Origin of the sequence: Caldicellulosiruptor sp. F32, assembly GCF_000404025.1 — a bacterium.
Lineage (GTDB): Bacteria > Bacillota > Thermoanaerobacteria > Caldicellulosiruptorales > Caldicellulosiruptoraceae > Caldicellulosiruptor > Caldicellulosiruptor saccharolyticus.
This window is the reverse complement of sequence record NZ_APGP01000110.1, coordinates 15,456-41,942: the sequence shown is the minus strand read 5'-3', so window position 1 is coordinate 41,942 and position 26,487 is coordinate 15,456. Positions and strand designations below refer to the sequence as shown.

Genomic DNA, 26,487 nt, shown 5'->3' with positions numbered 1-26,487 from the left:
TTATGACTTAACAGTCATATGACCAGTGAGTCATAATATATTGTACAAGTGAAAAGTAAAGGAGAGGATTTGATGTGTTTGTGAAGGTTGAGAATCTTTCAAAAGTCTACAGGATGGGTCAAAATACAATCAAGGCGCTCGATGAAGTTAGTTTTGAGCTCGAAAAAGGAAAAATCTACACTGTGATAGGGCCATCTGGGTCGGGTAAAACCACGCTTTTTAACATCCTTGGTGGGCTTGACAGGGCAGATGGAGGCAGAGTTTTTGTTGATGGCAAAGAGATAACTGCAATGGACCAAAAAAGGCTTTCTGAGTACAGGCGCGACTATGTGGGTTTTGTATTTCAGTTTTTTAACCTCATAAATGGTCTCACTGTTTATGAAAATGTGCTCTCAAGTGCACATCTTAGCAAAGATCCACTGGATGTTGATATGGTATTAAAAATGATGGATGTCTATTCTGAAAAGGACAAATTTCCTTTTGAACTGTCTGGCGGACAGCAGCAAAGGGTGGCAATTGCAAGAGCAGTTGTCAAAAACCCTGCATTGATTTTGTGCGATGAGCCCACAGGTGCACTTGACTATGACAGCAGCAAACTTGTGTTAAAACTTTTAGAAGATGTAAATAAAAAGTTTGGTACAACCATTTTGATAATTACACACAATCTTGCAATTTCTAAAATGGCAAATGCTACATTGAGGCTGAGGTCAGGTAGACTTGTAGAATTTTTGAAAAATCCTCAAAAGATTTCTGCTCAAGAGGTGACATGGTGATGGTCATCAAAAAAATTCCCCTGCGAGTAATCAAGAGAGAGTTTTTACAGTTCTTTTCTATAATGCTGCTTGTTGCTATTGCCACAATGACATATACACTTTTTGCTGTGTCAATGCAGGATATAGATTATAACTATGAAATGTTCAAAAACAAATACAATCAGGAAGATGGGAATTTTATTACTGCAAAAGAGGTTGATATAAAACTTCTACAAGAAAAATTTAAAATTAATGTAGAACAAAGGCTATTTACTAATGTCCAAAATGACCATTTTACACTGAGAGTTTTTTCAGTGCCAAAAGAAATAAACAAACCATATATCGAAAAAGGCACAATGCCGTCAAAAGGCGAAATACTCATAGACCCTGCTTTTTACAAAAAACACAAGCTCAAAATAGGGTCAGTGCTGACTATAGGTAGACAAAATTTCAAGGTTTCAGGCATTGCTTATCTTCCAGATTATTTTTACATCATTAAAAATGACCAAGACTTACTTCCTGACCCTGAGCATTTTGGTTTTGCTCTTATGAATGAAGATGAGATGAGAAGACTTTTCAACATTTTTCCTGTTCATTATTATTGTTTCAAAGGCAAAGTTGAAAATATTGACAAGTTTAAAGAGTTTTTAAATAGCAACTGGGGGCTTTTGAAATTTGTACAAAGAGACCAGAATCCGCGAATAATGTATACAGAGATAAAAGTTAAAAATGCAAAGAACTTAACTTTGCCACTCAGTCTTTTTATAATTCTTGTATCATCTTTTATACTCTTTATTGTCATGCGAAGGGTAATAAATACTATGCATGCTGAAATTGGTACAATCTATTCAATGGGATATACACAAAAAGATGTACTAAAAGTCTTCATGAGGTTTCCACTTTATATTTGGCTTTTTGGTTCCATCTTCGGTGTTGTACTTGGGGTTATTGAAGCATCTCCTTTTGCACAGTTTTACAGGTCATATTTTACATTACCAAAGATAAAGTCAATTTTGCCTTGGCAGCACATATTTGTTGCGATACTTCTCCCAGCCATATTTATATTTCTTTCAGGTTACCTTGCAATCAAGAACTTTTTCAAGCTCACAATTGTTCAAATGCTTCACGGCGTTGATGAAATAAAATTTGGCAAGCTTCCTTCAATAAAGTTTTTTGACAGATTTGAGTTTGGAACAAGGATTATGCTAAAATATGGCTGGCGTCATATTGGCAGGGAACTAATTTTGGCAGTTGGGATAATCTTTTCAACAATCCTTATGATGTATGGTATGACTGCAAAGGATTCGATCGTAACTGCAATAGAAAGAACATATGAGAAAAATTTTAAGTACAATTATCTTTATTTTTTAAATTCTTCTTCTGCCCATCCTGAGATTAAGTTAAAAGCTACATCTGAGCCGTACAACCTTTTGTCTTTTGACATTGAAGGGACAAACTTAAGTATTACAATTTACGGTATTAAAAATAACTCAAATATGATAAAGCTGTATGATGAAAAAGGAAAAGAAATCTCTGTGTCAAGTGAACTTATCATAACAAAACCTCTTGCAAGCAAACTTGGTATTGGCGAAGGAGATAAGATTAAACTAAAAAACAAATTCACAGGCAAAGAATATACTTTAAAAGTAAAAAAAGTTGCCAACCTTCCTGTTGGGAACAATGGGTATATGGAACTCGAAAGTTTTAATAAGCTTTTTGGATATAGCAGTGGAGAGTATATTGGTATATTCTCAAAAGAAAAGTTGGAAATTCCACAGAGCTTAATTTTTGAAAGTTATACAAAATCTGAACATTTAAATACAATAAAGGCATCTGCTGGCGATTTATCAAAGACTATAGGTGTGATGGCGCTAATTGCTGCTGTGCTTGCTCTTTTGATTGTGTATGTTCTGTCTACTTTGACTTTAAATGAAAACAAGAAAAATATAGGAATTTTAAAAATGCTGGGGCACAGTGAAAGGAGTATTTTTAAAATGATTCTCGGTTTTAACTACATTTCGTTTTTTATAGGATTTGTTGCAGGAATTCCACTATCTAAAATTACAATAGATGGGCTTATGAGCACAGTGACAAAAGATATAGACTTTGCAATAAGCCTTGATTTGAGCCTGCAGAGCGTATTATCTACATTTGTAATACTTCTTTTAGTCTTTCTAATTTCAAGGTTTTTGGCAAGGCAGAAAATAGCAAGGGTAATGCCGGTTGAGATATTAAAAGGGCAGCTTGATTGATGTCAAAAGGGCTGGCTTGCATGAGAAAAAAGCTCAGCCCTTTTTGTTATGTCAAGTCCTTTTTGTCAAACCTTTTGATGGTTAAATACATTAAAGCAAATACATATAAAAACCAATATATTCTCATGTATATGCTATTTTTTGATATTCCCGCAAATGGGTCAATGGTCGAAAAGTCAATCAAATTGGATTTAAAAAGAATATTTGCCATCTCACGATAAATATTGTCAGTTGGCAAGATCAAGCTTGATACAATACCAATTGTCTGAAGTGTTATTGAAGCCTTTGAAAAATCTGCTATTGCATAGCCAATCTGTTCCAAAAAACCTCCTATCATTGCAAATCCAAACAGAAGTACAACAAGTATTCCCGTTGCAAGAGTTGAAAACGATGTGCTAAAGAATATTGTGACTGTCAAAAGGACAATCGCAATTAATTCAAACAAAAGCCATCCCAAAACTACCTGTGACATCGTGTGATCAATTGAAAATCCTAAAGTTTTGTTGATAGTGTAGATGCTAAAGAATATTGCGGTTGAATATAAAGTTATAAAAATCAAGGCACCTAAATACCTTGCCAGCACATATTTCCACCGTGAAATTGGACGAACAATGATTGTGTGAACATTGTAATTTTCAATTTCAGACGAAATTATCCCTGATGTTGCAAACACAACCAAAAAAGCAACCATCAGGTGTGAAAAGTAAAACCCAAGCGATGAAAATACAGTAACCTGCTGCATTGCAAATGTCATCATAGTACTTTGCTGTTTTAGATTTTCTGCTATTTCTTTTAACCCCCAACTGTACAAAAACAAAAAGGCTGCTGACATTACAATTGTAATCAAAAATATTTTCTTTCTCACAAATTCTTTAAAAGAGTATCTTATTATTGCCGCCATCAGAAAAACCCCTCTCCTATAACCTGCAAGAACACATTTTCAAGCTCTTGGGATTTTTTAACTTCATATATCTTATAACCACTTTTCACAAATTCCTCAACAAGGATGGGTATGTCTTCCTGCGAAGAAAGTTCTACCTCTAAGGTATTTTGCGAATGAGTCAAGACATTTATATTTTTCAAACTCATAATTTCAAATGATTTGCTATCTACTTTATCCAGCACAAAGGTTACCTTTAAGGCTTTTCTTGTCAGCTCATCAATTGTCCCCATCGCAACGATATACCCTTTGTTGATTATAGCAACCATGTCGCAAACCTTTTCGACCTCAGACAAAAGGTGTGAGTTTAGAAACACTGTTGTTCCTTGGTTTTTTAATTCAATTATTATATTTCTCACATCGATTCTGCCAATTGGGTCAAGTGCAGAGGTTGGCTCATCTAAGAAAATTATCTCTGGCCTATTTAACATACTGACAGCAAGTCCAAGCCTCTGCTGCATCCCTTTGCTAAACCACCTTATCTTTTTGTCTTTGTGTTCAATTATACCTACCTTTTCAAGTAGCGAATAAATCTCATTTTTGTAGTTTTTCATTTTTAAAAGCTGGCAGTGAAATTCCATAACTTCATAAGCTGTCATCCAGTCAGGGTATTTAAAATTTTCAGGAAGATAGCCTATTTTTGATTTAATAGTGATATCATCAAGAGGTTTCCCAAGCAAAAAAGCCTTTCCCCTTGTGGGTCTTAAAAGCCCCACAAGGGTTTTTACAAGTGTACTTTTTCCAGCACCATTTGGACCTAAAAGCCCAAACACCATAGGTTTTTCTATTTCAAGGTTTATATTAAAGCACCCGTTTTTAGACGAATATTCTTTTGTAAGGTTTTCTGTTTTCAGTATCAAGTACTATCCCTGCCTTTTTTATTTTTCAGTTATTTTAACAAATTTGCAAGTTCAAGAAGCTTTTGCTCGGAGGTAGACTCTGCTTTAATATATTTTACACTATTATTGTGGTCCACCCATAAAATAGCACTATCCTCAGGATTGTTTTTATGGTAGACAATAAGTCCGCTATTACCTGCAATGCTAATTTTCTTATAATCGTATTCATCTTTATTCACAGGCACAGGGAGTGTTGAAAGAGGGTCTTTGATTGAAAGAAGCTGAGACCTTATATTGTTTGGGATAAATGGTAAGTTTGCTATGGTTTCATATAGTTTGATTTCGTTTAACTCAACAGGGGATGTCAACTTTGGAGTTTTTACAATTCCTATTTCTAATGATGGTATCATATATACAGTACCTTTTTTGGACTCTTCAGAATTTTTTATAGGGTAGAACATTAAATTAAGTGCACCTTCTATGGTAAGCACAAACTCTTTTTGGTCAAGTGTTTGAGGTAGCAAGGTTTTGGAGCCAAGTGATTTTAAGAGCTGGTTTACTTTGTCAATGTCAAGTTTGAATTTTAATTCTATATTTGGATTCTCGTTTATCATCATACTCTTGATGTTTTCTTTTTGCCAAAGATAAGCTATTTCATCAGGATTTATATTGTATTTTTTAAAAATATTCTTTGCAGATTCAAATTCAGTTGAGTTTAATGATTCCACATATATGCTATTATTTTCTGAGCTTTTAAAATCAATTTTCCCAAATTGTTTTAAATCAATCGTAGAATTAGCGTTAACTTGCTGCAGCTTGCTTTCAATTTCCTGAAGGTCAGAAATAGTAATTGCAACTGGCTCTATTGACGAAGCTCTAAAAATTTTCAAAGCATCTGATAAAGCCTTTCCAAATGGTGTAAATATTATGCTGACTAAAAATACAGCTGCTAAAGCTGCTGTAAGAACAACTTTTCTATTTTTATTAAGCATCCTCAATAACCCTCCCTTTTTGTTATTTGAGCTTAAATTGAGGACTTTTTGCATTTTCATAGATACAAACTCATCTGTCTCCTTCAGTTCATTGTAGAGTTTTCTGCACTTTCTGCACACAAGAAGATGTTTTTTTATTTGCAAACTTTCTTCTTTAGAAAGCACCCCATCAATGAGCTCTTGGAGCTTTCCTTCGCTAAAGCACATCAAATATCACTCTCCTTCCCCCTCTTCATAGATTTTTCTGAACTTCTTTTGTGCTCTTGCAATCATAGTGCCAACAGAATTCGGGTTTATATTCATAATCTTTGCTATTTCTTCATATGTATATCCAGAGTATTTCAAAATTAGCAGCTCTCTTTGTTCCTCAGGCAGCTTTTCAAGTGTCATTTTGACCTGAAGTATTTCAATGTCATCTTGTGGGGGTTGAGAAAGAAGCAGATACTTTTCTCCGAGAGTAATTCTTTTTTGCGATTTTAAGTAGTTTATTGCAAGGTTTTTTGCAACAGTAATAAGCCATCCTTGGATATTATCCTCGCGAGGGGGATTTTTAATGAGCTTGTAGAAAACTTCCTGTGCAATATCTTCTGCCTCTTTTGAACTTTTCAGCGTAAATAGCAGGTAATTTAACACCTTTTGATAGTATTTAGAGTAAATCTGCTCGAAGTCCAGCGACCCAAAACCCCCTTTGTTTTTTGTTTTCTAATATTATAAACAATTTAAAAACAGGATTTATGACATGTTTTAAAAAAGAGTATTAAGAGATTTTTTAAAATTTCTGCATGCTAATTTATGATGTATTTGATATACTGCTGACTAAATCACGATAAAAACTGTTAAAAAAAGTCTTTATGAAGGGATGATGGGGTAGCTATGAAGATAAGCAAATATATAAAAGAAGCAATATTAAATGGAGTAAAAATTGTAAAAGAACATATCAGCGGGGAAGATGTTTATAGTGCTTTGCCTGAATCAGACAGATTTGAAATTGAGTTTTGCATAGAAATAGAAAAAAGTGGTTATTACAATCTATATTTGAATTATAAAATAGAAAAGTACACAAAAGTTGTCTATCTTGTAGATATAGATGGATTGTGTCATGGTGATATTAGATTGCATTCTGAATCGGGTAAAGTTTCAAAAATGAAGATTGGGAGGGCCTTCTTAGAAAAAGGTCAGAAAAAAATCAAAATTTATGGTGGCTGGGGAGTAGCTCACATATATGCAATTGAACTTGAAGAAGATAAGTTGCAAAATTACAGTGCTCCTTCATTTGATCTTTCAAACAAAAATGCCTCTGATAAATGCAAAAAATTAATGGAATATTTTTCAAAGATTTATAGCAAGGCAATTATTGCAGGCCAGCACACAAACACAGCAGCAGGACCAGAAATTGCATATTTAGAGTATCAAACAGGCAAAAAAACAACTCTTCGTGGTTTTGATTTTCTAAGCTATACAAGACACACCATTACTAATAATATGACCTACGATGCAATGTTTGAAGTAATTTTAAATAAAGGCTCTGTTGAAGAAGCAATTAAATGGCACAAGGAGTTAGGAGGAATTGTGACATTTTGCTGGCATTGGTTTTCTCCAATAGGAGGCAACGATAAGACTTTTTATACAAAAAACACCGATTTTGATATTGAGGTTGCTCTTTGCCCTAATACTGAAGAAAACAAGCTGCTGATGGAGGATATATATGAAATCGGCAAGTGGTTGAAAATCATGGCAGATGCAGATGTTCCAGTTATTTTCAGACCATTACATGAGGCTGATGGCAGGTGGTTTTGGTGGGGAGCAAAAGGGTTTGATGCTTACAAAAAGCTTTACTATCTTTTGTATGATGTATATACTAATCACTTTAAATTAAACAATCTCATATGGGTTTGGAATGCACCCCATCCTGATTGGAGAATAGAAATGGACTACTATGATGTTGCAGGAGTTGACTTTTATGCCCCGGCCCAAAACTATGGTCCTCTTTCATTTTGGTATGATTATGTCTATGAACTTACAGAAGCTAAAAAACCCATAGCTTTAACAGAAAACGGACCAATTCCTGACCCAGATAAACTGCAAAGTTCAAAGACTTATTGGCTTTGGTTTATGCCTTGGTGGGGTGGATTTACAACTGATGGCAAGATAAATTCGTTTGAACACCTGAGAAAGGTTTATAACCACCCTTACGTAATAACACTTGATAAATTCGACTTATTTAGAAGATGAAAAAAATAAAAGTTCAAGGCTGCCATTTGAAAAAGGTCATTTCATATGTTCTGGAGTGGACTGGCAGCCTTGAAATTTTGTTGCAATTAGGATTTTAAACTTTTGAGCTTAAGTAGCTACTTTTCTAATACCAGAAAAGGAAGAGTTATTTACATTTTGAAAAATTCCTTCTATGTCAAAATCAGTTTTTAAGCTTTGTAAATTGTATCCATAGTTTATATCTTGAAGTTTAAGATTGAAAACATCTTTTGAAAAAATCCATGGAATTTTATTCATGTAATCAGGGAAAGGTGGACATTGACTTGGGAGAATATCAATTCTTTTGCCAAAAAGTGGCCTGTTTTTGCCAAAGCTGAGATATATATCAATATTTTTAAGCGAAATATTTCGGATATTATTATCTTTGCCATAGATTAAGATCCCATTTTCTGAGTAAGCTTTTACATTGGAAATAGAGATATCTTCGATAAAATTACCTTCTTCAGGGGAAGCAATGACAATTGGTTCACCCTTTCCCCACCATGTACCAGCAAATATTTTTGTTGTCATGATAACATTTGAAATTGTGACTGATTTGACATACCCGTTTTTCCCGTTTGCGAATATTGCAATTCCTCTGTTTGAATTAAGGATGGTAAGATTAGAAGCAACCACATTCTTTACTTTGCTATCTAAATGTCCCATTCTCACAGCTGCAGAGCGTGTTTGCATAATACAGTTTGACACAATTATATTTTCACAAGGTTTGTCCCAGTTTGTAATGCCAGATATAGCAACACAGTCATCACCGCAAGTAAAGAAGCTATCTGTGATTATTGCATTTTCGCATGAGCAAAGATGTATACCGTCGCTGTTTGGAACTCTGAGATTGTTCATAATCCTTATGTTGTGCACCTTGATGTATTTTGATGAGTGGATGCAAACTGTCCAGCAAGGTGAGTCAATAATTGAGATACCACTCAGACAAATATTTTCACAATTATAGAAGAATATGGGTTGATTTGGTCTGTAAATTGGCTTACATTCTGTCTCTTCAAACTGCTCTTTATCAAGCTGAGATAGCTCTTCGAACTGATTAAATGCTCTTGAAAAATCCATAAAACTGCTTCCAGAAAGGTCAATTGTACCTTTTCCATCAATTGCTATGTTCTTTTCATTCATTGCATATAAAAAGGAAGTAACTTCTCCCCATTCATTGTGGTAATAACCAATTTGGTAGTAATCTTCAATATTGTTGGTTGCTTTGATTACAGCACCTTCTTCTAAATATAGGGTTACATTAGATTTTAACCTTATAGGGCGGCTCAAATAAATTCCAGCAGGTATAACTACAACTCCACCACCATTTTCAAAACAGGTGTCAATAGCCTTTTGTATTGCCTCTGTACAAAAGCTCAAACCATCTGGTTTTGCTCCAAAGTCAGTTACAATTATTCTCAAGAGTGTACCTCCTATTACTTTGGGTTCATACATTTAAAATAACCTAAAAAATCACTAAAATCCTCTCAATAATTTTGAGAAAATGTTAAATTTTGATGGTTGTAAATAACAGTGATTAAACATATTGTAATAAACAAAAAAATAAGGGGCATAAAGCCCTCCTTACAATCCCTATAAGGTTTGAGGAAAAAACTCACTTTTGTTTAAAATATCAAAATTTTGAATCACTGTAAAAAACCATGGCTGACCATTTACTAATTACTTCATTTTCAAAAACACTGCTCATTTGCAAGCACTCTCCCTTCAAAAGAGTTTCAAAAAAATTTAGTTTTCTAATTTCAAGACTCTAAAACTTGTTGGCTCTAAGTTGATTTCATAGATATTTTCATTTTCTGATATCATTGAGACTTTAAGATCAGAAGCTTTTAAAGGATCAATAAGTTTCTTGTTTTTATTCTTAATGTGTATATTTACCTTAGTTCTGTAAGGCAAGAAAGACTCTATTATGAAAGTATCATTGCTGTATACAAAAATGCCTATCTTTTCCTCGGCTTCAATGTATAAATCAAAATTTTTCATAAATACCTTTCGGATTTCTGTCAAGACATCAAGAGGCCAGTTGTAAATGTCGGAGTAGTTTTCAGGTATTGTCAATGTATAAATAATCCCTCTGCCATAAAAGTCTTTCATCAGGACAGGAAAGTTGTTTTCACCTGAGATTGCAACAATCTCCTGCCATGACGAATTTGTCCTGTGCTCTAAGACAGGAATTAGTATTTCTTTTTTACCATATACATACTTTGAAAATGAACACACTTCTGTTTTGATGGCAAATAAGTTTGTAAAAACCTTTTTGTCTGTCACTCTCACAGATGTCAAATCTTCAATTCCTTTTCTTTGCATGGCCTTTAAAAAACCAGATGTCATTATTACATCTTTTCCGGCTAAAAGATGTTCTTTTAACTTTTGCAGAATATCCTTGTGATTTGCACAGTCAGCTGTGATAAAAACAATATTACTGTTTTGAGGAAAATGTGGTGTAAGCTCAAAGGGTATTCCAACCATTCCTAAGTAATCATAAACATGGTCTTCACCATATGAATTAAATGGATGGTAAACAGGAATTCCTATAGGATTTTCAATGTATTTACAAATCTCATCAAGATGACGCAGCTGCAGTCCAAGTGCTGGGACAAATACAGAGTTTCTCAGGTGCGAAAAGTCAAACAAGGTAATTTCTTTTGCCTTTGCGAATACAGTTAAATTTGCTTGTTCAAGGTAGCTGCCAATATTATACAGACAATCTAAAGAGTCAAACCATCCACCAAGGTTTTTGCCTGGTTTTAGATTTTCAAACCATCTCAAAAGTGAATAGCTTGCATATCTTGGAAGATGCTGCTGTGTATAAGCAGGGTCGCGGGTCTCTGTACCTGTGTAGACATAGTCAAATAGTTCTACCTGAGTTTGAGGGTTGTAACCTGTCTCTTGATAGGATTCTATCCAATTTGGGTATTTGATTATTAATTTTACATTTGGATTAACACTTTTTGCAGGCTTTATCACGTACTCTCTTGAAACCTCTGTCATTAAATTTAATCTAAATTCGCTCCAACTAAGGTTTCCTTTTGCACTAATGCAAGATGGGCATGTGCAGGCGGTGAAGAAAAAGTCATCTAAAATGATTTCATCAAACAAAGAAGATGTATATTGAACAATTTCTTTTAACTTGTCTAAGTGTTTTTGGTTTGTGTAACAGAAAGTATTAAAGATTCTATAATAATCAAGCTCTTCATTCCCGAACACCACAGTTGCAGTGATTCCACCAGATGTTTTAATATTTTGCCTCTCAAAAAGCTCTTTTATTTTGAGCATCTTCTTTCTTGGGACGGTATCTGCACCTCTGTGTGTCTCAAGGTATACCTTTGAGATGTCCAAATATCTTTTGAAAAACTCTAAATCTTTTTCAAGAGTTTCAAACTCTACATTTTTTAAAAATCCAGCAGGGCAGTATATTGCCAGTTTAAAGTTTTTGTATCCCATTTGCGAAAACCTTCCTTTCAGAATTTGAGTAAATCGATTACAAAGAATATTATACTACTTAAAATTTTCATTACAATCTTTTTTAAGTAAAATAAAAAGTAATGCCTACAAATACAATGCTGTATAGTATATAATAATTCTCAAAATTTGTCTTAAAGGAAGGTAGTTTTTAGATGAAGCTATATCAGGTAGATGCATTTACGGACAAATTGTTTAAGGGTAACCCAGCAGGAGTTTGTATATTGGAAGATTCATTGAGTGAGGAGGTAATGCAAAATATTGCAATGGAAATGAACTTGTCTACACCGGCAGGCAAATACTTTTTTTTAAGACAGAAATAAAGGACTGCCAATAAGCATCAGTTCAGGCAGTCCCTGTTTTCTTCTTTAATCCTTGTAGCCCTTTCAAATGCTTCTTTGACAACAGCAGCACAGCACTTTCCAGTTGGATTGTTTATCTCACATTTGCAATCTTTCATTGCACCTGTGATTTTACATGCTTCACTGAGTGTTTTTGCCCCTTTTTTCAAAACCGCATCTATTATATCTTCTTCTGTAACCTTGCCACAATAACATACATATTTGGGATTTGCATCTTTTTTAAGCCAAATTGGTACCTTTAGCTGTTGCTTGTAAAAGACATTTTCGCCTTGGTAATATCCTACATCACACTCTGGGTTTGTGCACAGGAAATAGTCATTAATTCCTATTTGAGGCAAATACTCATCTAAAACAATATGCTTTACAGTGAAATTCTTAACGAGTATTCCTTGGTGTTTGCAAATAGGACAGGTTTGAGAGGGAGTTTCAATGTAGCTGCTTTCACAGCATGAGAAGTTAGAAAGTGTGCAACAGTCCATTATTTTTTACTCCTCCCTCTTTAGCACTTTAACAATTTCCCCAATAAACATTCTATGATAATCTTTTGCAGTGTAAAAATTGTAAATAGCTTTGTCTAAGAAGTTCTCAGGGATTATATCTTGAAAATAGATCTTTTTGCAAATCAAAACAAGGTTAGCTTCATCGAAAAACACTGTTTTGAACTCTTCATCTTCTTTGGGGGTGAGCTTTGCCATCTCAACCTTATTAACATCTTTGCCAGAGTATTTGCCGCAGATTTCAAGAGCTGACCTATACTCCTTACCGAAAAACGAGAGTGTAAAGAATTCATTTTCTTCAACAAACTTTCTTGTAAACCTCTGGGGTCTTATTACACAAAAGGCAACAGGCCTTTCCCAAATATAGCCAAGGCTTCCCCAGCTTGCAGTCATTGTGTTAAATGAGTTGATGTTCCCTGCTGTAATGAGCATCCACTCTTTTCCAATTAGAGTAAAGGGGTTAAAACTGAGGTCTTCAATTTTGACCATTTTGTGTGCCATGAAAAATCACCTCGATAGAGATTTTGAAGTTCTTAGAGTTTTCAATTGTTGTCTTGAACTTAAATATACTACAATAAATTTTAATTTTCAAATCATTTCAGTTGCAAAATTTGGCAAATAGAGGGATTATAAAAGTCTTTTTTATTGGTCAAGCAAAACTCTGAATACTAATTAAAGTTTTGTTACAACAATATTGCAGAAATAGTTTTAATGTTATATAATCATAAAAATTTAAAAATACAAAAGAGCGTATCAATACAATTTTTAAGAAAGGGGGAAGGCGGCAACTGCCGCAAGCAAGATGAAAAGAGTACATTTAAGAAAGTTTTTAGTCCTTGCTATTGTCATTTCTTTTGTTGCCACAACAGTTATTGGTTTTTCTTCAACAGGGGTAAAAAAACGAAGTGAAATTCCTGACAAGTACAAGTGGAATCTTGAAGAGATTTATAGCTCTCCAGAAAAATGGAATGCAGATCTAAACAAGGTTTTAAATTATTACATTCCTAAATTTAAGAATTACCAGGGTAAGCTTTCAGACAGGAATAAGTTACTTGAATGTTTGAAACTAAGAGATGAGATGATGAGAATTGCAGACAAAGTCTATGTTTATGCTCATATGAAGGCTGATGAAAATCAAGCTGATAACAAGGCAAATGAGATGAGGTCAAAATCTGAGACGATGTATGCACAAGTCTCAGCTGCTGTTTCGTTTATCCAGCCTGAACTTTTGCGGTTGCCAGAAAAAACTTTAAAATCATATATGCAGGATAAAAGTTTTGCAGACTACAAAATGTATCTTGATATGGTTTTAAAGCAAAAGCCTCATACTCTATCTCCAGAAGGTGAACAGTTATTAGCCTTAGCTCAGGATTTTGCAGGCTCACCTTACAGTATATTTACTCAGCTAAAATATGCAGACCTTACATTCCCAAAAATAAAAGATGATAAAGGCAATGAGATTCAACTTACAGAAGCAAGCTATGGCAAGTATCTTGAAAGCAAAGATAGAGATTTCAGAAAGAGAGCATTTGAAGGTATATATTCCTCATTTGACAAAGTTAAGAACACATTGGCGGCTACATTGACTGCTGAGGTAAAGAAAAATGTATTTTTTGCAAAGGCAAGAAAATATAATTCAGCATTAGAGGCTTCTTTAGCACAGGAATTTATTCCAAGGAGTGTTTATGACAATCTTATCAAGGCAGTTAATAACAATATCAAGTATTTGCATAAGTATGTAGAGCTTAGGAAGAAGGTACTCAATCTTGACAAGGTTCATATTTATGATATGTATGTTCCGCTTGTTGAAAATTATGAAGTCAACATTGAATATGAACAGGCGAAGAACTTAATTTTAGAGGGTTTAAAGCCACTTGGGAATGATTATTTAAATGTTTTAAACATTGCCTTCAACAATAGGTGGATAGACGTATTTGAGACCGAGAACAAGTATACAGGTGGATATCAATGGGGTGCATATGATACACATCCTTATATCCTTATGAACTATAACAATACTATGGATTCTGTTTTGACTCTTGCTCATGAACTTGGGCATGCTATAAATTCATATTATACAAACAAGACACAAAAGTATATAAATTCCAATGTACCAATCTTCACAGCCGAGGTTGCCTCAACAACAAATGAGCTTCTTATGATTAACTATTTACTTAAGAAAGCAAAAAGTGATGATGAAAGACTTTATCTACTAAATACCTTAGTAGAAAATATAAGAGGTACTGTTTATACTCAGGTTATGTATGCGGAGTTTGAAAAGGAAATCCATGAAAGAGTAGAGAAAGGCGAAGCACTTTCTGCAGAAACTTTGTGCAATATTTGGGGTAACTTGATGAAGAAGTACTATGGTGATAATTTTGAAGTTGATAAGCTTGCAACATTGTGGTGGGCAAGGATACCACACTTTTACATGAACTTTTATGTTTATAAATACGCAACCTCTATGGCTGCTGCAAACGAGGTTGTAAAGAATATTGAAAAGGGCAATACTGCGAAGTATATAGAGTTCTTAAAAGCAGGAAGTTCAGATTATCCGATCAATGTTCTTAAAAAAGCAGGTGTTGATATGACATCAACAAAGCCTGTTGACAATTTGCTAACTTACTTTGGACAGCTTGTTGACGAGATGGAAAAGATATTGAAAAAGCAAGGAAAAATATAAAAGCAGAGAGATTGGCATATATAAAGAATGTTGAAAGGGGACTATTCAAAAGGCAAAGTGAATAGTCCCCTTTTCGTTTTTTCAATAAAACTTTTAGGGTATTAAAAAATCAATAAAGATGAATTAGAATAATCTTATTGTCATATTCTAAATCATAAGAATGATAGGGTGAGTTTGATGATAGTGAAAGCATATATAGACGATTTTAACGAGATAACAGTAGTACTTGCTCAGATGGTTCATTCAGTTAAAAAGGAAGATTTCAAGGTTTTTTTAGATGATCAGGAAATAGATATTGAAAAGGTAGAAAAGCTCATGCCACACTCAGAAAATCCATTTGAAGCAGAAACAAGAGGCTATGAAATCTGCGAACAAAAAGGAAAGATTAGATTTGTTTTAAAAGAAGGACACTTTGATTTTCACAGAAAGTCTACGGTAAGGCCAGTTTTTGTTATTGGGGATATGAACAACTGGACAATTTCGCCTGAGTGGGAACTTACTTATTCAAAACTCAGGGGAAGGTATGAGCTTATAAAAGATTTAAAGGATATTAAGATTGGGCAAAAGTTTAAATTTGCAGAAGGAGCAAGCCGAAAACTTTGGTATCCTCCAGGATATGGAAATGATATTGTAATAGAGGACTATTTTGACAGAGAAGCAGCTTTCACAAACATGGTGAAAATTACAACTACCAAAAGGCTTTGGGCAAATTTGAAATACAAAGTAATGTACAAAAACGAATACAAATATGCACGTCCAAGAGAGATTTTGATAAGAAACGAGTATTTCTATGCCAGGGAGCTTGGTGCAAGGTATGAACCATATGGAACCTATTTTAGACTTTGGGCTCCAACTGCTTATAAGGTAAAAATTCAGATATTTGATGAGCATGAAAATTTCAAATTTGAAAAGGAAATGTCAAGGGCAGAGAATGGTACTTGGGATGTATATCTCCCAGGGGATTTAAAGAATCATTTTTACCTTTACGAAATCTGGCATTACAATTACGAAGATGATGAAGGCTATATTGTATATCACGTCCCAGACCCATACTCTAAGGCATCTTCGTCAAACTCTGGCAAAAGTTATATATTTGACCCGGCAGATGGCTTGATAGATGGATGGCAAGCTGATAGTTTTGTTGACAATATTGAAAAGCAAAATGATGCTATAATCTACGAGATGCATGTAAGAGATTTTACAATTGACCAAAGTTCTGGAATTGATGAAAATTTGAGAGGAAAGTTTTTAGGTTTTTGTCAGGAAGGATATTACAAGGAAGGGATTTCAACCGGTCTTTTGCACCTAAAAGAGCTTGGAGTGACTCATGTTCATCTTTTACCAATATCTGATTTTGGGAGTGTTGATGACAAAAACCCGGACAAAAGATACAATTGGGGATATGACCCAGTGCTTTACCAGTGTCCTGAGTATTGGTACTCGACAAAAAGCGGTGGTATTGAAGCGTTGAAAGAACTTAGAACAATGATAAAAAAGCTTCATGAAAATGGAATTGGAGTTGTGATGGATGTTGTTTTTAATCACACATATCACACAAAGGGCGGAAAATTCTCTATATTTGACAAGATTGTACCTGAATACTTTTACAGGGTAGATGACTATGGAGATTATTCAAATGCGACAGGATGTGGAAATGAGCTTGCAACAGAAAAGCCAATGGTGAGGAAATTCATCCTTGACACTATTATCTACTGGACAGAGGAGTTTCACATAGACGGTTTTAGGTTTGACCTGATGGGGCTTATTGACTGTAAAACAATGAGGCATATTGCTAATGAGGTGCGAAAACGAAATCCCAAAGCCTTGATTTATGGTGAAGGTTGGGTGATGGGCGATAGCACCTGCCTTGTTGAAGAGATGGCTACAATCTTGTCATCTTGTCATCAAGGCTATTCAATCGGACTTTTTAACGACAGGATTAGAGATGCCATAAGAGGTGACCTTGACGGCTACAAAACGGGATATGTGCATGGAAATCTATCAGATGTTGAGAGGCTAAAACAGGGTATCAAAGCGGCAATTGATGATTTTGCAAAAGAACCTGATGAATGTGTAAACTATGTTTCCTGTCATGACAACCTGACACTTTTTGACAAGCTGCAAAAGACAATAGTTGGTGAGGACATCTTTTGGATTGACAGGGCATCAAGGCTTGCAAATGCCATTGTGCTGACATCGCAAGGGGTTGCTTTTTTACATGGTGGAGTTGAGTTTAACTGGAGCAAAGGTGGTCATCCTAATACCTACAATGCTGGCGATGACATAAACAAAATTGATTGGAGTTTAAAAGAGAAGTTCTTTGACACGTTTAAGTTTTACTGTGATTTGATAAACCTGAGAAGAAAGCACATTGCTTTTAGGATGAGGTCAAGCGGAGAGATAAAGAAATACTTAAGATTTATTCCTGCACCAGATGGGGTTGTTGCTTTTATAATAACATACCCATATGATGAGTGGAAAAAGATTATTGTTGCCTACAATCCTTTTAAGGAAAAAAAGATTTTGCAGCTTCCAGAAGGTAGCTGGCGTATAAAAGCAAATGATGGCATTGTTTTCCCTGACTCTTCTGAAAAAGAAGCAATAGGCAGCTTTGAGATTGCACCAGTGAGCCTTTTTATTGCATACCAGAAATAGAAGAAAATTTGGGGGTTAAACAAACTTCAGTATTTATTTTACAATCTCTTTTGCCAAAAATACTCTCACATTTTCTGATTCTAAATCAAATGCATGTGGGTCATGTTCGAGCATAATAAGTGTAAATTTTATTCCAAAAGATGAATAAAGTCTTATACATTCCTCCATTTCTTTGTTGACAAAGCATGTGATGATAAAAAGCTCTCTGAAGTTGTATGATCTTAAAACATCATACAGTAAAACCTCAAAGTACTGATTTACTTGAATTTTGACATGTGCCAAAGCCTCACACACCTTTAGAAGCTGGTTTGCATCTTGAGAAGGAAGAAGAATTTCAAGAGGCTGGCCTGTTTCCTCATCAAGTGAGTTACACGCAAATCCCACCGGTGTGGAGGCTTTTAGGCATTCATTAGCCAGGCTTGCTGCAATTTTAATTCCAAATTCAATGATGTTTTTATTAAAAACCTCTTTTCTTTCATACTCTGAACTTTGGACATTTAAAAGAATAATTGCATCACCCGATGAGGTGTATTCATATTTATTTACCATCAAAGTATTGTACTTTGCAGTTGCGTTCCAGTTTATTCTGTTAAAGGCATCGTAGGTCTGATACTCTCTTATTCCGGCAAAGTGGAAGATGTCTTCATAGTAATGTCTCTTAGTAATTGTCTCTCCAGACAAGCTTGATCGAGGCAAAAGGTGTTTTTGCAAGTCCAAAAATGCAGGGTATACAGTCAAAGTGTCACTTACATAGTAACATCTATCAGCAGTTGCCAGGCCAAACAAATCTCCTGTTACAAGATAGATTTTGTCAAGCTTATAAAAACCACGTTTTGTTGCGACAAACTTATGACGTCTTACAATCTGCTGATAGGGCAGCAAGAAGAAGATAGAAATATATCTTAGCTTGTCTCCGACAACATAGTTTTTAGAGTTTTCCATAAAAAAAGATGAAGAAATTTCAAACTCAGACTTTACCCATGGAAGAGGCAAAATCTTGCCATTGTAGATTCTCTCGACTATATGTATTTCTTGCCCTTCACTACTTTTTTCTTCTTCAAAATAAATTTCATATTCTACATTTTTAAGCCCATACCTTTTTGTAACAAAGAAGTTGAGAGCAAACAGAATAGAACATATCAAAAACAACCAAAATGTTTCCATCTTGGATTTATTACCTCTTTTTAATTCAGTTTATTCTTATTATAGCCCATAATATTGAATATTCAAACTAAGAATTTAGCTAAAATTTTTGTTTAAAAATGCTATTGAACATATTCAATTTCACATGTTATAATACTACTGCAACGGCGATGGAGTCCGCCGAACAAATGCCAATGATGGCTGATGACTCCTACAAATATTGCGTCTTTGTAAAAAGGCGTAATATTTGTAGGAGTTTTTTGTTTATATAGTCAAAATTGTCCTTCTAATTATGAGCAACTTACCCAGAAGGAAGGAGAGACAAAAAAGATGAAAAACATTGCTGCGATATCAGTAGGTGCATTTTTTGGTGCGATAAGCAGGTACTTAATTTCACAGCTTTATGTAACTGATTTTCCAACAGCCACACTTTTTATAAATGTGCTTGGAAGCTTTATTTTGTGCTTTGTTGCACAGATTACTATTGATCATATAAAAATAAAACCAGCTGTTCGTCACATGATTACAACTGGGTTTATAAGCAGTTTTACAACCTTTTCAACATTTATAATTGAGATAATAAAACTTATCTCAAAAGGTGAGGCGGCAAAGGCTTTTGTGTATCCTGTGCTTTCAATTTTGCTTGGGCTTTTTGCAGCGCTACTGGGTTATGAGGCAGCAGAGTTTGTTGCAACAAGAAAGCAAAAAGAAGAGGTGGCTCAAGAGGTATGAACCTTTTTATTGTTGGACTTGGCGGGGTTGTAGGTGCAGTTTTGAGATATGTAATTTCTAAGATTTTCAAAGAAGTTATGGAAAGAGAGCACCCAATTTCAACCATGTTTATAAACGTAGTTGGGTGTTTTTTCATAGGTTTTTTATCATCAAAGCATTTACCACAAGGATACAAACTGTTTTTAACAACAGGTCTTTTGGGTGGATTCACTACATACTCTACCTTTATGCTTGAGGCATCAATGTATGTAAAAAAATCAAAGCATAAAAAGGCTTTTCTGTATGTGTTCCTCTCTGTTGTGTTTGGCATAATGGCAGCAGGTGTAGGGATTTGGTTGGCGAATGCCAATTAGCTTTTTTTGCTAAGATAGTAGATATAAAGAATATGAAAATGTGGTATAATCAAGAATGAATATTATTAGATACAACAAAACCAACAAGGTGTAAAGTAACAATAATTATAGGGCAGTATGAAAATGATTATCCTAATCCGAGTTGTTTACTCTCTTGGGTACCCAAAAATGGTTCACCACTTCATGTAGTCTGTGCAGTTGGAGATGGTTTTTTGTGGCTTATAACTGCATATTTTCCTTCTGAGGACGAATGGATGATTGATTTTAAAACGAGGAGGAAATAAAAAATGAAGTGTCCATTGTGTAGAACAGAAATGAAAGAAGGAAAGATTAAACATATTGTTGATGTTGGTAACCAAACTGTGATTATAAAAAACGTTCCAGCCCTTGTATGTGGACAATGTGGAGAAGCTTATCTTGATGATGAAACAGCACTTAAGCTTGAAAAGATAGTGGATGAACTTCTTAAAACTAAAACAGAGATAATTATAGCAAACTATTCAGATATTGCAGCATAGACATTTGTACAATTTTATGGTGGATTTAATTATCCCTTATAGGATTAGATGCGATAATTACACGAAGCCAGCTACAGGAGATATATAGATTTTTAACCATCCTGTAGCTTTTTGTTTTATTTTAGAGATTGAAACTTTCTTCACAGGTAGTATATAATTTAAATATTGTAAAAATCAAAAATAAATTACCTTCAAGGAGAGACAACTATTATGAAAATCCAAGCACCAAAAGGAACAAAGGATGTCTTGCCAGAAGAAAGCTATATATGGCAATATGTTGAGAGCAAATTCAGGCAGATTTGCAAACTTTATGGCTATCAAGAAGTAAGATTCCCAACATTTGAATATACAGAGCTTTTCCAGCGAGGCGTTGGTGAGACAACAGACATTGTTCAAAAAGAGATGTATACTTTTTTAGACAAAGGTGGAAGAAGTATAACATTGCGTCCAGAAGGGACAGCTTCTGTTGCGCGACTGTTCATTGAACACGGTTTTGCCTCCCGACCAATGCCACAGCGTCTTTATTACATTATATCAGCATTCAGATATGAAAATACCCAAGGCGGAAGGTACAGAGAGTTTCATCAATTTGGTATTGAAAACTTTGGTTCAAAGTCACCCGTGACAGATGCAGAGATTATTTCACTATCATACAATTTCTTTGTTTCTCTTGGGCTTGACAATATTGTTGTGAATATAAACAGTATTGGTTGTCCTGTTTGCAGAAAGGACTATGTAAAAAATCTCAAGGAATACTTTTTAGGCTACTATGATAAGCTCTGTCCAACCTGCAAACAAAGGCTTGATAAAAATCCGATGAGGATTTTGGACTGCAAAGAAGATAATTGCAAGCTGATTGCCCAAGATGCTCCAAAGCCAATAGAGTATCTTTGCGATGAGTGCAAAACTCATTTTGAAGCTCTAAAAGGGTATTTGGACGCAGCAGGTGTTTGTTACAGAGTTGACCCTTACATTGTAAGAGGATTGGATTACTATACAAAGACAGTTTTTGAGATTGTTGACGTTGTTTTGGACAAAGAACTTGCAATCTGTGGTGGGGGAAGGTATGATAACTTAATAGAGCAGATAGGTGGAAGCAGTACCCCTGGCATTGGCTTTGCAATTGGTGTTGAGAGGCTTATAATGCTTCTTTCACAAAAAGGTCTGATTCCACAAAAGCCACAGGTTCCTCAAGTTTTTGTTGCAACCTTAGGAGATTTGGCAACTAAAAAAGCGTTTGAAATTGCAAGTACTTTGAGGTTTGAAGGGATTTCAACTGTGATTGAGGAGCTTTCAAGGAGTCTAAAGTCTCAGATGAAATATGCAGATAAGCTGGGTTGTGATTTTTCAGTCATAATCGGCGATGATGAGATTGAAAAAGGTGTTTGCAAACTAAGAAACATGAAGACATCATCAGAAGAGGTTGTAAGAATAGAAAGTTTGGCTCAGTACATCAAAAGTAAGATATAAACAAAATTTACAAAGAGGGTGATATTATTGGAAAGCATCAAAGGCTTCAAAAGAACAAAGTACTGTGGAGAAGTGTCGCTTGAAGATGTTGGGAAAGAAGTGATTTTGACAGGTTGGGTTGACACAAGACGTGACCTTGGTGGAATAATATTTGTTGATTTGCGAGACAGAACTGGAATTGTTCAGGTTGTGTTTGACGAGAAGATGGGCGAAGAACTTATGGAGAAAGCAGACAGTTTGAGAAGCGAATATTGTATTGGCATCAGAGGCATTGTAGAAAAAAGACCACCTGACACAGTAAACCCTAAGATCAAAACTGGTGAGGTTGAGGTAAGGGCAAAGGAGCTTAGGATATTTAGCAAGTCCGAAACACCGCCATTCCCAATTGAAGAAGGGATAAATGTAAATGAAGCTGTAAGGCTAAAGTATAGATACCTTGACCTCAGAAGACCTGATATGCAAAGAAACCTAATGTTCAGACACAAACTTTACCAAGTGGTTAGAAATTTCTTATCCCAAAACGGCTTTATTGAAATAGAAACACCAATGCTTACAAAATCAACACCAGAGGGTGCAAGGGATTATCTTGTTCCAAGCAGAATCTTTCCTGGCAAGTTCTTTGCACTGCCACAGTCACCACAGCTTTTCAAACAACTTTTAATGGTTGCTGGGTTTGACAAGTATTTTCAGATTGTAAAGTGCTTCAGAGACGAGGACTTGCGTGCAGACAGGCAACCTGAGTTTACGCAGATTGATATTGAGATGTCATTTGTTGATGTAGATGATGTGATTGAGATAAACGAAAGGCTTCTTCAGACAATTTTCAGAGAAATGCTTGGAATAGATCTAAAACTTCCTCTTCCAAGACTGACATACAAAGAAGCAATGGAAAGATTTGGAACAGACAAACCTGACACACGTTTTGGAATGGAGCTTGTTAATCTCACTGACATTGTAAAACACTGTGAGTTCAAGGTCTTTGCAGATGCCGCAAACAAAGGTGGATCAGTTAGAGCAATAAACGCAAAAGGGTGTGCTGTGAAATTTTCAAGACGAGAGATAGATGCCTTGGTTGAGTACGCTAAGAATTTTGGTGCAAAAGGACTTGCATGGATAGCAGTTGAAAGTGATGGATTAAAATCACCAATTGTCAAGTTTTTAAAGGAAGAAGAGATAAATGAGATTTTAAAGAGACTTGATGCGCAGGTTGGCGACCTTCTTTTGTTCTCAGCAGACAAAGACGAGGTTGTATTTGACGTCCTTGGAAATGTCAGACTTGAGATTGCAAGAAGATTGAACCTTCTTGACAAGTCTAAATTCAATCTTTTGTGGGTAACAGAATTTCCGCTTTTTGAATACTCAGAAGAAGAAGGAAGGTATGTGGCAAAACACCATCCATTTACATCGCCAATGGATGAGGACATAGAGTTTTTGGAGACAGATCCAGCAAGAGTCAGGTCAAAAGCATATGACATTGTTCTAAATGGAACAGAGATTGGTGGTGGGTCAATAAGAATTCACTCAACAGAGCTGCAAAAGAGAATGTTCAAGGCACTTGGCTTTACTGAAGAGCGAGCACAAGACAGATTTGGATTTTTGCTTGAGGCCTTCAAATACGGAACACCACCGCATGGCGGAATTGCATATGGGTTTGACAGACTCTGTATGCTTCTTTTAGGGCTTGATTCAATAAGAGATACAATTGCATTCCCAAAAGTAAAGGACTCATCTTGCCCGCTCACAGATGCACCATCAGAGGTTGAGCCAAAACAGCTTCGTGAGCTTCATATTAAGGTAGATGTTGTGAAGGTATAGATAATCACTGGAGAAAGAGTTGATATAAAAAGATTTAAAGGGCTCATATCCTTGAGAAAAGTACCTAAACTTGAAAAAGGGTATGAGCCTTGTTTTGTTGTTATAAAATTTTTACTTCATTTCATTTCAATATAGTACAAATACCATGTCAAGGTTTCAAAACAAAAATTCAATATTCTTAATTCAATTTAGTCAGAAGATGAACTATAGTAATTTCTAAAGAGATGATAACGATTACATGTACTGGTAGTTAGATTTAGTTGTTTTAAAATTATTTAGACCTTTCAAAGTTGCGTATCTGAGAGGGATTTTTTTCTTTGACGAAAAAGGAGAAGATTTTACAAGAGAAGAGGAGACAAAAGGTGTGCAAGGTAAATTTTCATGCGGTATTTAGGGAATTTTTTAATGATTACAAACGTTATTTTAGGAGGGTGAGTTTTATGAAGAAAGAATGTCTTAGAGTTTTTGCAGTCTTTATGGTTTTTACTTTTTTACTATCTCTTTTTCCCTTTGTTACATTTGCTCAAAATACTGCGTATGAAAAGGATAAGTATCCACACCTGATTGGCAACAGCTTGGTAAAAAAACCTTCTGTGGCTGGAAGACTGCAAATTATCAAACAAAATGGAAGAAGGATTTTAGCCGACCAAAATGGAGAGCCTATTCAGCTTCGTGGTATGAGCACACACGGTCTGCAATGGTTTCCACAGATAATTAACAACAATGCGTTTGCTGCACTTGCAAATGACTGGGGTTGCAATGTAATTCGCTTGGCAATGTATATAGGAGAAGGTGGATATGCTACAAATCCTCAAGTAAAAGACAAGGTCATTGAAGGTATTAAATTGGCAATTCAAAACGACATGTATGTAATCGTAGATTGGCATGTTCTCAATCCCGGCGACCCCAATGCAGAAATTTATAAAGGGGCAAAAGACTTTTTCAAGGAGATAGCCCAAAAATTTCCAAACGATTTTCATATAATTTATGAGTTGTGTAATGAGCCAAACCCAACAGACCCAGGTGTAACAAATGATGAAGCAGGGTGGAAAAAGGTAAAAGCTTATGCTGAACCAATTATAAAGATGCTGCGTCAGATGGGAAATGAAAACATTATAATTGTAGGTTCGCCAAATTGGAGCCAAAGACCAGATTTTGCGATAAAAGACCCAATTGCAGATGACAAGGTCATGTATTCTGTTCATTTCTATACAGGTACACACAAGGTAGATGGATATGTGTTTGAAAATATGAAGATGGCAATTGAAGCAGGCGTTCCAGTATTTGTAACAGAATGGGGGACAAGTGAGGCAAGCGGTGATGGTGGACCATATCTTGATGAGGCTGACAAATGGCTTGAGTACCTCAACGCAAACAATATAAGCTGGGTAAACTGGTCCTTGACAAATAAAAATGAGACTTCTGGTGCTTTTGTACCCTACATTAGCGGTGTGTCTCAAGCAACAGATTTGGACCCTGGCAGCGACCAGAAATGGGATATTTCAGAACTTAGCATCTCTGGTGAATATGTACGATCAAGAATAAAGGGTATTCCATATCAGCCTATTGAGAGAACATTGAAAATTTCTCAAGATCAAGTCGCGTGTGCCCCAATTGGTCAACCTATTTTGCCATCTGATTTTGAAGATGGTACACGGCAAGGTTGGGACTGGGATGGACCATCTGGTGTTAAAGGTGCTTTAACAATAGAAGAGGCAAATGGTTCAAATGCACTTTCATGGGAGGTTGAGTACCCTGAAAAAAAGCTTCAAGATGGTTGGGCTTCTGCTCCAAGGCTAATTTTGAGGAATATAAATACAACAAGAGGTGATTGTAAGTATCTCTGCTTTGACTTTTACCTAAAACCAAAACAGGCAACAAAAGGTGAGCTTGCAATCTTCCTGGCGTTTGCACCACCTTCTCTTAACTATTGGGCACAGGCAGAGGATAGCTTTAATATAGATTTGAGCAATTTATCTACACTGAAGAAAACACCAGATGACCTTTATTCTTTCAAAATTTCTTTTGATTTAGATAAGATAAAAGAGGGGAAGATTATTGGACCTGATACCCATCTGCGAGACATAATCATAGTTGTTGCAGATGTAAACAGTGATTTTAAAGGTAGAATGTACTTAGACAATGTAAGATTTACAAATATGCTTTTTGAAGATGTTACCCCTCAGACAACTGGGTATGAGGCTATTTCAAAGCTTTATTCTAAGAAAATAGTCAATGGAATTTCTACAAATTTATTTGGCCCTGAAAAGGCAGTCACAAGAGCTGAGGTTGCTGCTATGGCAGTCAGACTCTTAGATTTGCAAGAGGAAAGCTACAACGGAGAGTTTACAGATGTAAGCAAAAATAGCTGGTATGCAAATGAAGTATCTACGGCATATAAGGCAGGCATAATTTTGGGAGATGGCAAATATATAAAACCAGAGAAGGCAGTGACACGGGAAGAAATGGCAGTGTTTGCAATGAGAATTTACAGGATTTTGACAGATGAAAAAGCTGAAGCTACTGAAGAGATTGCAATATCAGACAAAAACTCAATCAGTAGCTGGGCAAGACAAGATGTAAATGCTGCTATTTCGCTTGGACTCATGGATGTATTTACAGATGGAAGTTTTGGGCCAAAAGCAAAGGTTGCACGTGCAGAGGCTACACAAATAATCTACAAAATTTTAGAACTTACAGGAAAGATGTAAAAGGATAGATTTTATAATAAGCTTGTACCACATAAAGGGACTA

General features: G+C 35.4%; 21 protein-coding genes, 1 pseudogene and 1 riboswitch. Of the genes and pseudogenes, 13 read left to right on the top strand and 9 right to left on the bottom strand.

Annotation, left to right across the window (positions count from 1 at the left end):
* The first annotated feature begins 74 nt into the window (after positions 1–74).
* Positions 75–773 carry an ABC transporter ATP-binding protein gene (locus H964_RS09850; RefSeq protein ID WP_011916216.1) on the top strand — a complete coding sequence of 233 codons (699 nt, stop codon included), beginning with the start codon at positions 75–77 and terminating at the stop codon, positions 771–773.
* Positions 773–3,004 carry an ABC transporter permease gene (locus H964_RS09845; RefSeq protein ID WP_039767198.1) on the top strand — a complete coding sequence of 744 codons (2,232 nt, stop codon included), beginning with the start codon at positions 773–775 and terminating at the stop codon, positions 3,002–3,004. The genes H964_RS09850 and H964_RS09845 overlap by 1 nt, the downstream gene beginning before the upstream one ends.
* Before the next feature lie 46 nt (positions 3,005–3,050).
* On the opposite strand, the gene H964_RS09840 is transcribed toward H964_RS09845, so the two are convergent.
* The 4 genes from H964_RS09840 to H964_RS09825 are packed head-to-tail and all read right to left on the bottom strand — an operon-like array spanning position 3,051 to position 6,408.
* A complete protein-coding gene (locus H964_RS09840) occupies positions 3,051–3,905 on the bottom strand; it encodes an ABC transporter permease (RefSeq protein WP_039767196.1) in 855 nt (284 codons plus the stop codon).
* Entirely contained in the window at positions 3,905–4,804 is a 900-nt protein-coding gene (locus tag H964_RS09835) for an ABC transporter ATP-binding protein (protein ID WP_039767193.1), read from the bottom strand. Before H964_RS09835 ends, H964_RS09840 begins: the two co-directional genes overlap by 1 nt.
* A gap of 29 nt (positions 4,805–4,833) precedes the next feature.
* Entirely contained in the window at positions 4,834–5,982 is a 1,149-nt protein-coding gene (locus tag H964_RS09830) for an anti-sigma factor family protein (RefSeq protein ID WP_039767190.1), read from the bottom strand.
* A 6-nt stretch (positions 5,983–5,988) separates the two neighbouring features.
* Positions 5,989–6,408, bottom strand: coding sequence for a sigma-70 family RNA polymerase sigma factor (locus H964_RS09825; protein WP_237738273.1), 420 nt, complete (start codon positions 6,406–6,408; stop codon positions 5,989–5,991).
* A 240-nt stretch (positions 6,409–6,648) separates the two neighbouring features.
* Here H964_RS09825 and H964_RS09820 point away from each other — a divergent pair, with 240 nt between their 5' ends.
* The gene (locus H964_RS09820) at positions 6,649–8,007 is read left to right on the top strand and encodes a glycosyl hydrolase (RefSeq protein WP_011916232.1); all 1,359 of its coding nucleotides are present in this window, start codon (positions 6,649–6,651) and stop codon (positions 8,005–8,007) included.
* Positions 8,008–8,115: 108 nt separating this feature from the next.
* Here the strand turns inward: H964_RS09820 and H964_RS09815 are convergent, their stop codons facing one another.
* Together H964_RS09815 and H964_RS09810 are read right to left on the bottom strand one after the other, a co-directional pair.
* Positions 8,116–9,447, bottom strand: a complete 1,332-nt coding sequence (locus H964_RS09815; protein ID WP_237738272.1) for a glycoside hydrolase family 28 protein — start codon at positions 9,445–9,447, stop codon at positions 8,116–8,118.
* 324 nt (positions 9,448–9,771) lie between these two features.
* Positions 9,772–11,487, bottom strand: coding sequence for a hypothetical protein (locus tag H964_RS09810; protein WP_039767183.1), 1,716 nt, complete (start codon positions 11,485–11,487; stop codon positions 9,772–9,774).
* Between the two features lie 173 nt (positions 11,488–11,660).
* On the opposite strand from H964_RS09810, the pseudogene H964_RS09805 reads away from it, so the two are divergent.
* Positions 11,661–11,807, top strand: a pseudogene (locus H964_RS09805) (PhzF family phenazine biosynthesis protein); the annotation flags it as partial.
* Between the two features lie 38 nt (positions 11,808–11,845).
* Here the strand turns inward: H964_RS09805 and H964_RS09800 are convergent.
* Both H964_RS09800 and H964_RS09795 read right to left on the bottom strand, forming a co-directional pair.
* Positions 11,846–12,346 (bottom strand): Csac_0668 family 2Fe-2S cluster-binding (seleno)protein, encoded by a 501-nt coding sequence (locus H964_RS09800; protein WP_039767178.1) that lies wholly within the window; start codon positions 12,344–12,346, stop codon positions 11,846–11,848.
* A gap of 6 nt (positions 12,347–12,352) precedes the next feature.
* Complete coding sequence (locus H964_RS09795) at positions 12,353–12,865, bottom strand: flavin reductase family protein (protein ID WP_039767176.1); 513 nt, start codon at positions 12,863–12,865, stop codon at positions 12,353–12,355.
* A gap of 301 nt (positions 12,866–13,166) precedes the next feature.
* Between H964_RS09795 and pepF the strand changes: the two genes are divergently transcribed.
* Together pepF and pulA are read left to right on the top strand one after the other, a co-directional pair.
* Positions 13,167–15,047, top strand: coding sequence for an oligoendopeptidase F (gene pepF, locus H964_RS09790; RefSeq protein WP_039767174.1), 1,881 nt, complete (start codon positions 13,167–13,169; stop codon positions 15,045–15,047).
* A 177-nt stretch (positions 15,048–15,224) separates the two neighbouring features.
* The gene (pulA, locus tag H964_RS09785) at positions 15,225–17,702 is read left to right on the top strand and encodes a type I pullulanase (protein WP_039767172.1); all 2,478 of its coding nucleotides are present in this window, start codon (positions 15,225–15,227) and stop codon (positions 17,700–17,702) included.
* 33 nt (positions 17,703–17,735) lie between these two features.
* Here the strand turns inward: pulA and H964_RS09780 are convergent, their stop codons facing one another.
* Positions 17,736–18,866, bottom strand: a complete 1,131-nt coding sequence (locus H964_RS09780; RefSeq protein ID WP_039767170.1) for a DUF58 domain-containing protein — start codon at positions 18,864–18,866, stop codon at positions 17,736–17,738.
* A gap of 136 nt (positions 18,867–19,002) precedes the next feature.
* Positions 19,003–19,066, top strand: a riboswitch (Fluoride riboswitch).
* Positions 19,067–19,175: 109 nt separating this feature from the next.
* Between H964_RS09780 and crcB (H964_RS09775) the strand changes: the two genes are divergently transcribed.
* The 7 genes from crcB (H964_RS09775) (at position 19,176) to H964_RS09750 (ending at position 26,444) form a co-directional block, all read left to right on the top strand.
* Positions 19,176–19,577 carry a fluoride efflux transporter CrcB gene (gene crcB / locus H964_RS09775; protein WP_039767168.1) on the top strand — a complete coding sequence of 134 codons (402 nt, stop codon included), beginning with the start codon at positions 19,176–19,178 and terminating at the stop codon, positions 19,575–19,577.
* Positions 19,574–19,930 (top strand): fluoride efflux transporter CrcB, encoded by a 357-nt coding sequence (gene crcB / locus H964_RS09770; RefSeq protein WP_039767167.1) that lies wholly within the window; start codon positions 19,574–19,576, stop codon positions 19,928–19,930. The genes crcB (H964_RS09775) and crcB (H964_RS09770) overlap by 4 nt, the downstream gene beginning before the upstream one ends.
* A 59-nt stretch (positions 19,931–19,989) precedes the next feature.
* Positions 19,990–20,214, top strand: coding sequence for a DUF4258 domain-containing protein (locus tag H964_RS13430; protein WP_333782456.1), 225 nt, complete (start codon positions 19,990–19,992; stop codon positions 20,212–20,214).
* A gap of 3 nt (positions 20,215–20,217) precedes the next feature.
* Positions 20,218–20,448 carry a type II toxin-antitoxin system MqsA family antitoxin gene (locus H964_RS09765; protein WP_039767166.1) on the top strand — a complete coding sequence of 77 codons (231 nt, stop codon included), beginning with the start codon at positions 20,218–20,220 and terminating at the stop codon, positions 20,446–20,448.
* A 210-nt stretch (positions 20,449–20,658) separates the two neighbouring features.
* A complete protein-coding gene (hisS, locus tag H964_RS09760; RefSeq protein ID WP_039767164.1) occupies positions 20,659–21,918 on the top strand; it encodes a histidine--tRNA ligase in 1,260 nt (419 codons plus the stop codon).
* A gap of 27 nt (positions 21,919–21,945) precedes the next feature.
* Positions 21,946–23,733: an aspartate--tRNA ligase gene (gene aspS / locus H964_RS09755; RefSeq protein ID WP_011916245.1), complete on the top strand. Its 1,788-nt coding sequence runs from the start codon at positions 21,946–21,948 to the stop codon at positions 23,731–23,733.
* 440 nt (positions 23,734–24,173) lie between these two features.
* Complete coding sequence (locus H964_RS09750) at positions 24,174–26,444, top strand: cellulase family glycosylhydrolase (protein ID WP_039767162.1); 2,271 nt, start codon at positions 24,174–24,176, stop codon at positions 26,442–26,444.
* Positions 26,445–26,487: the final 43 nt, after the last annotated feature.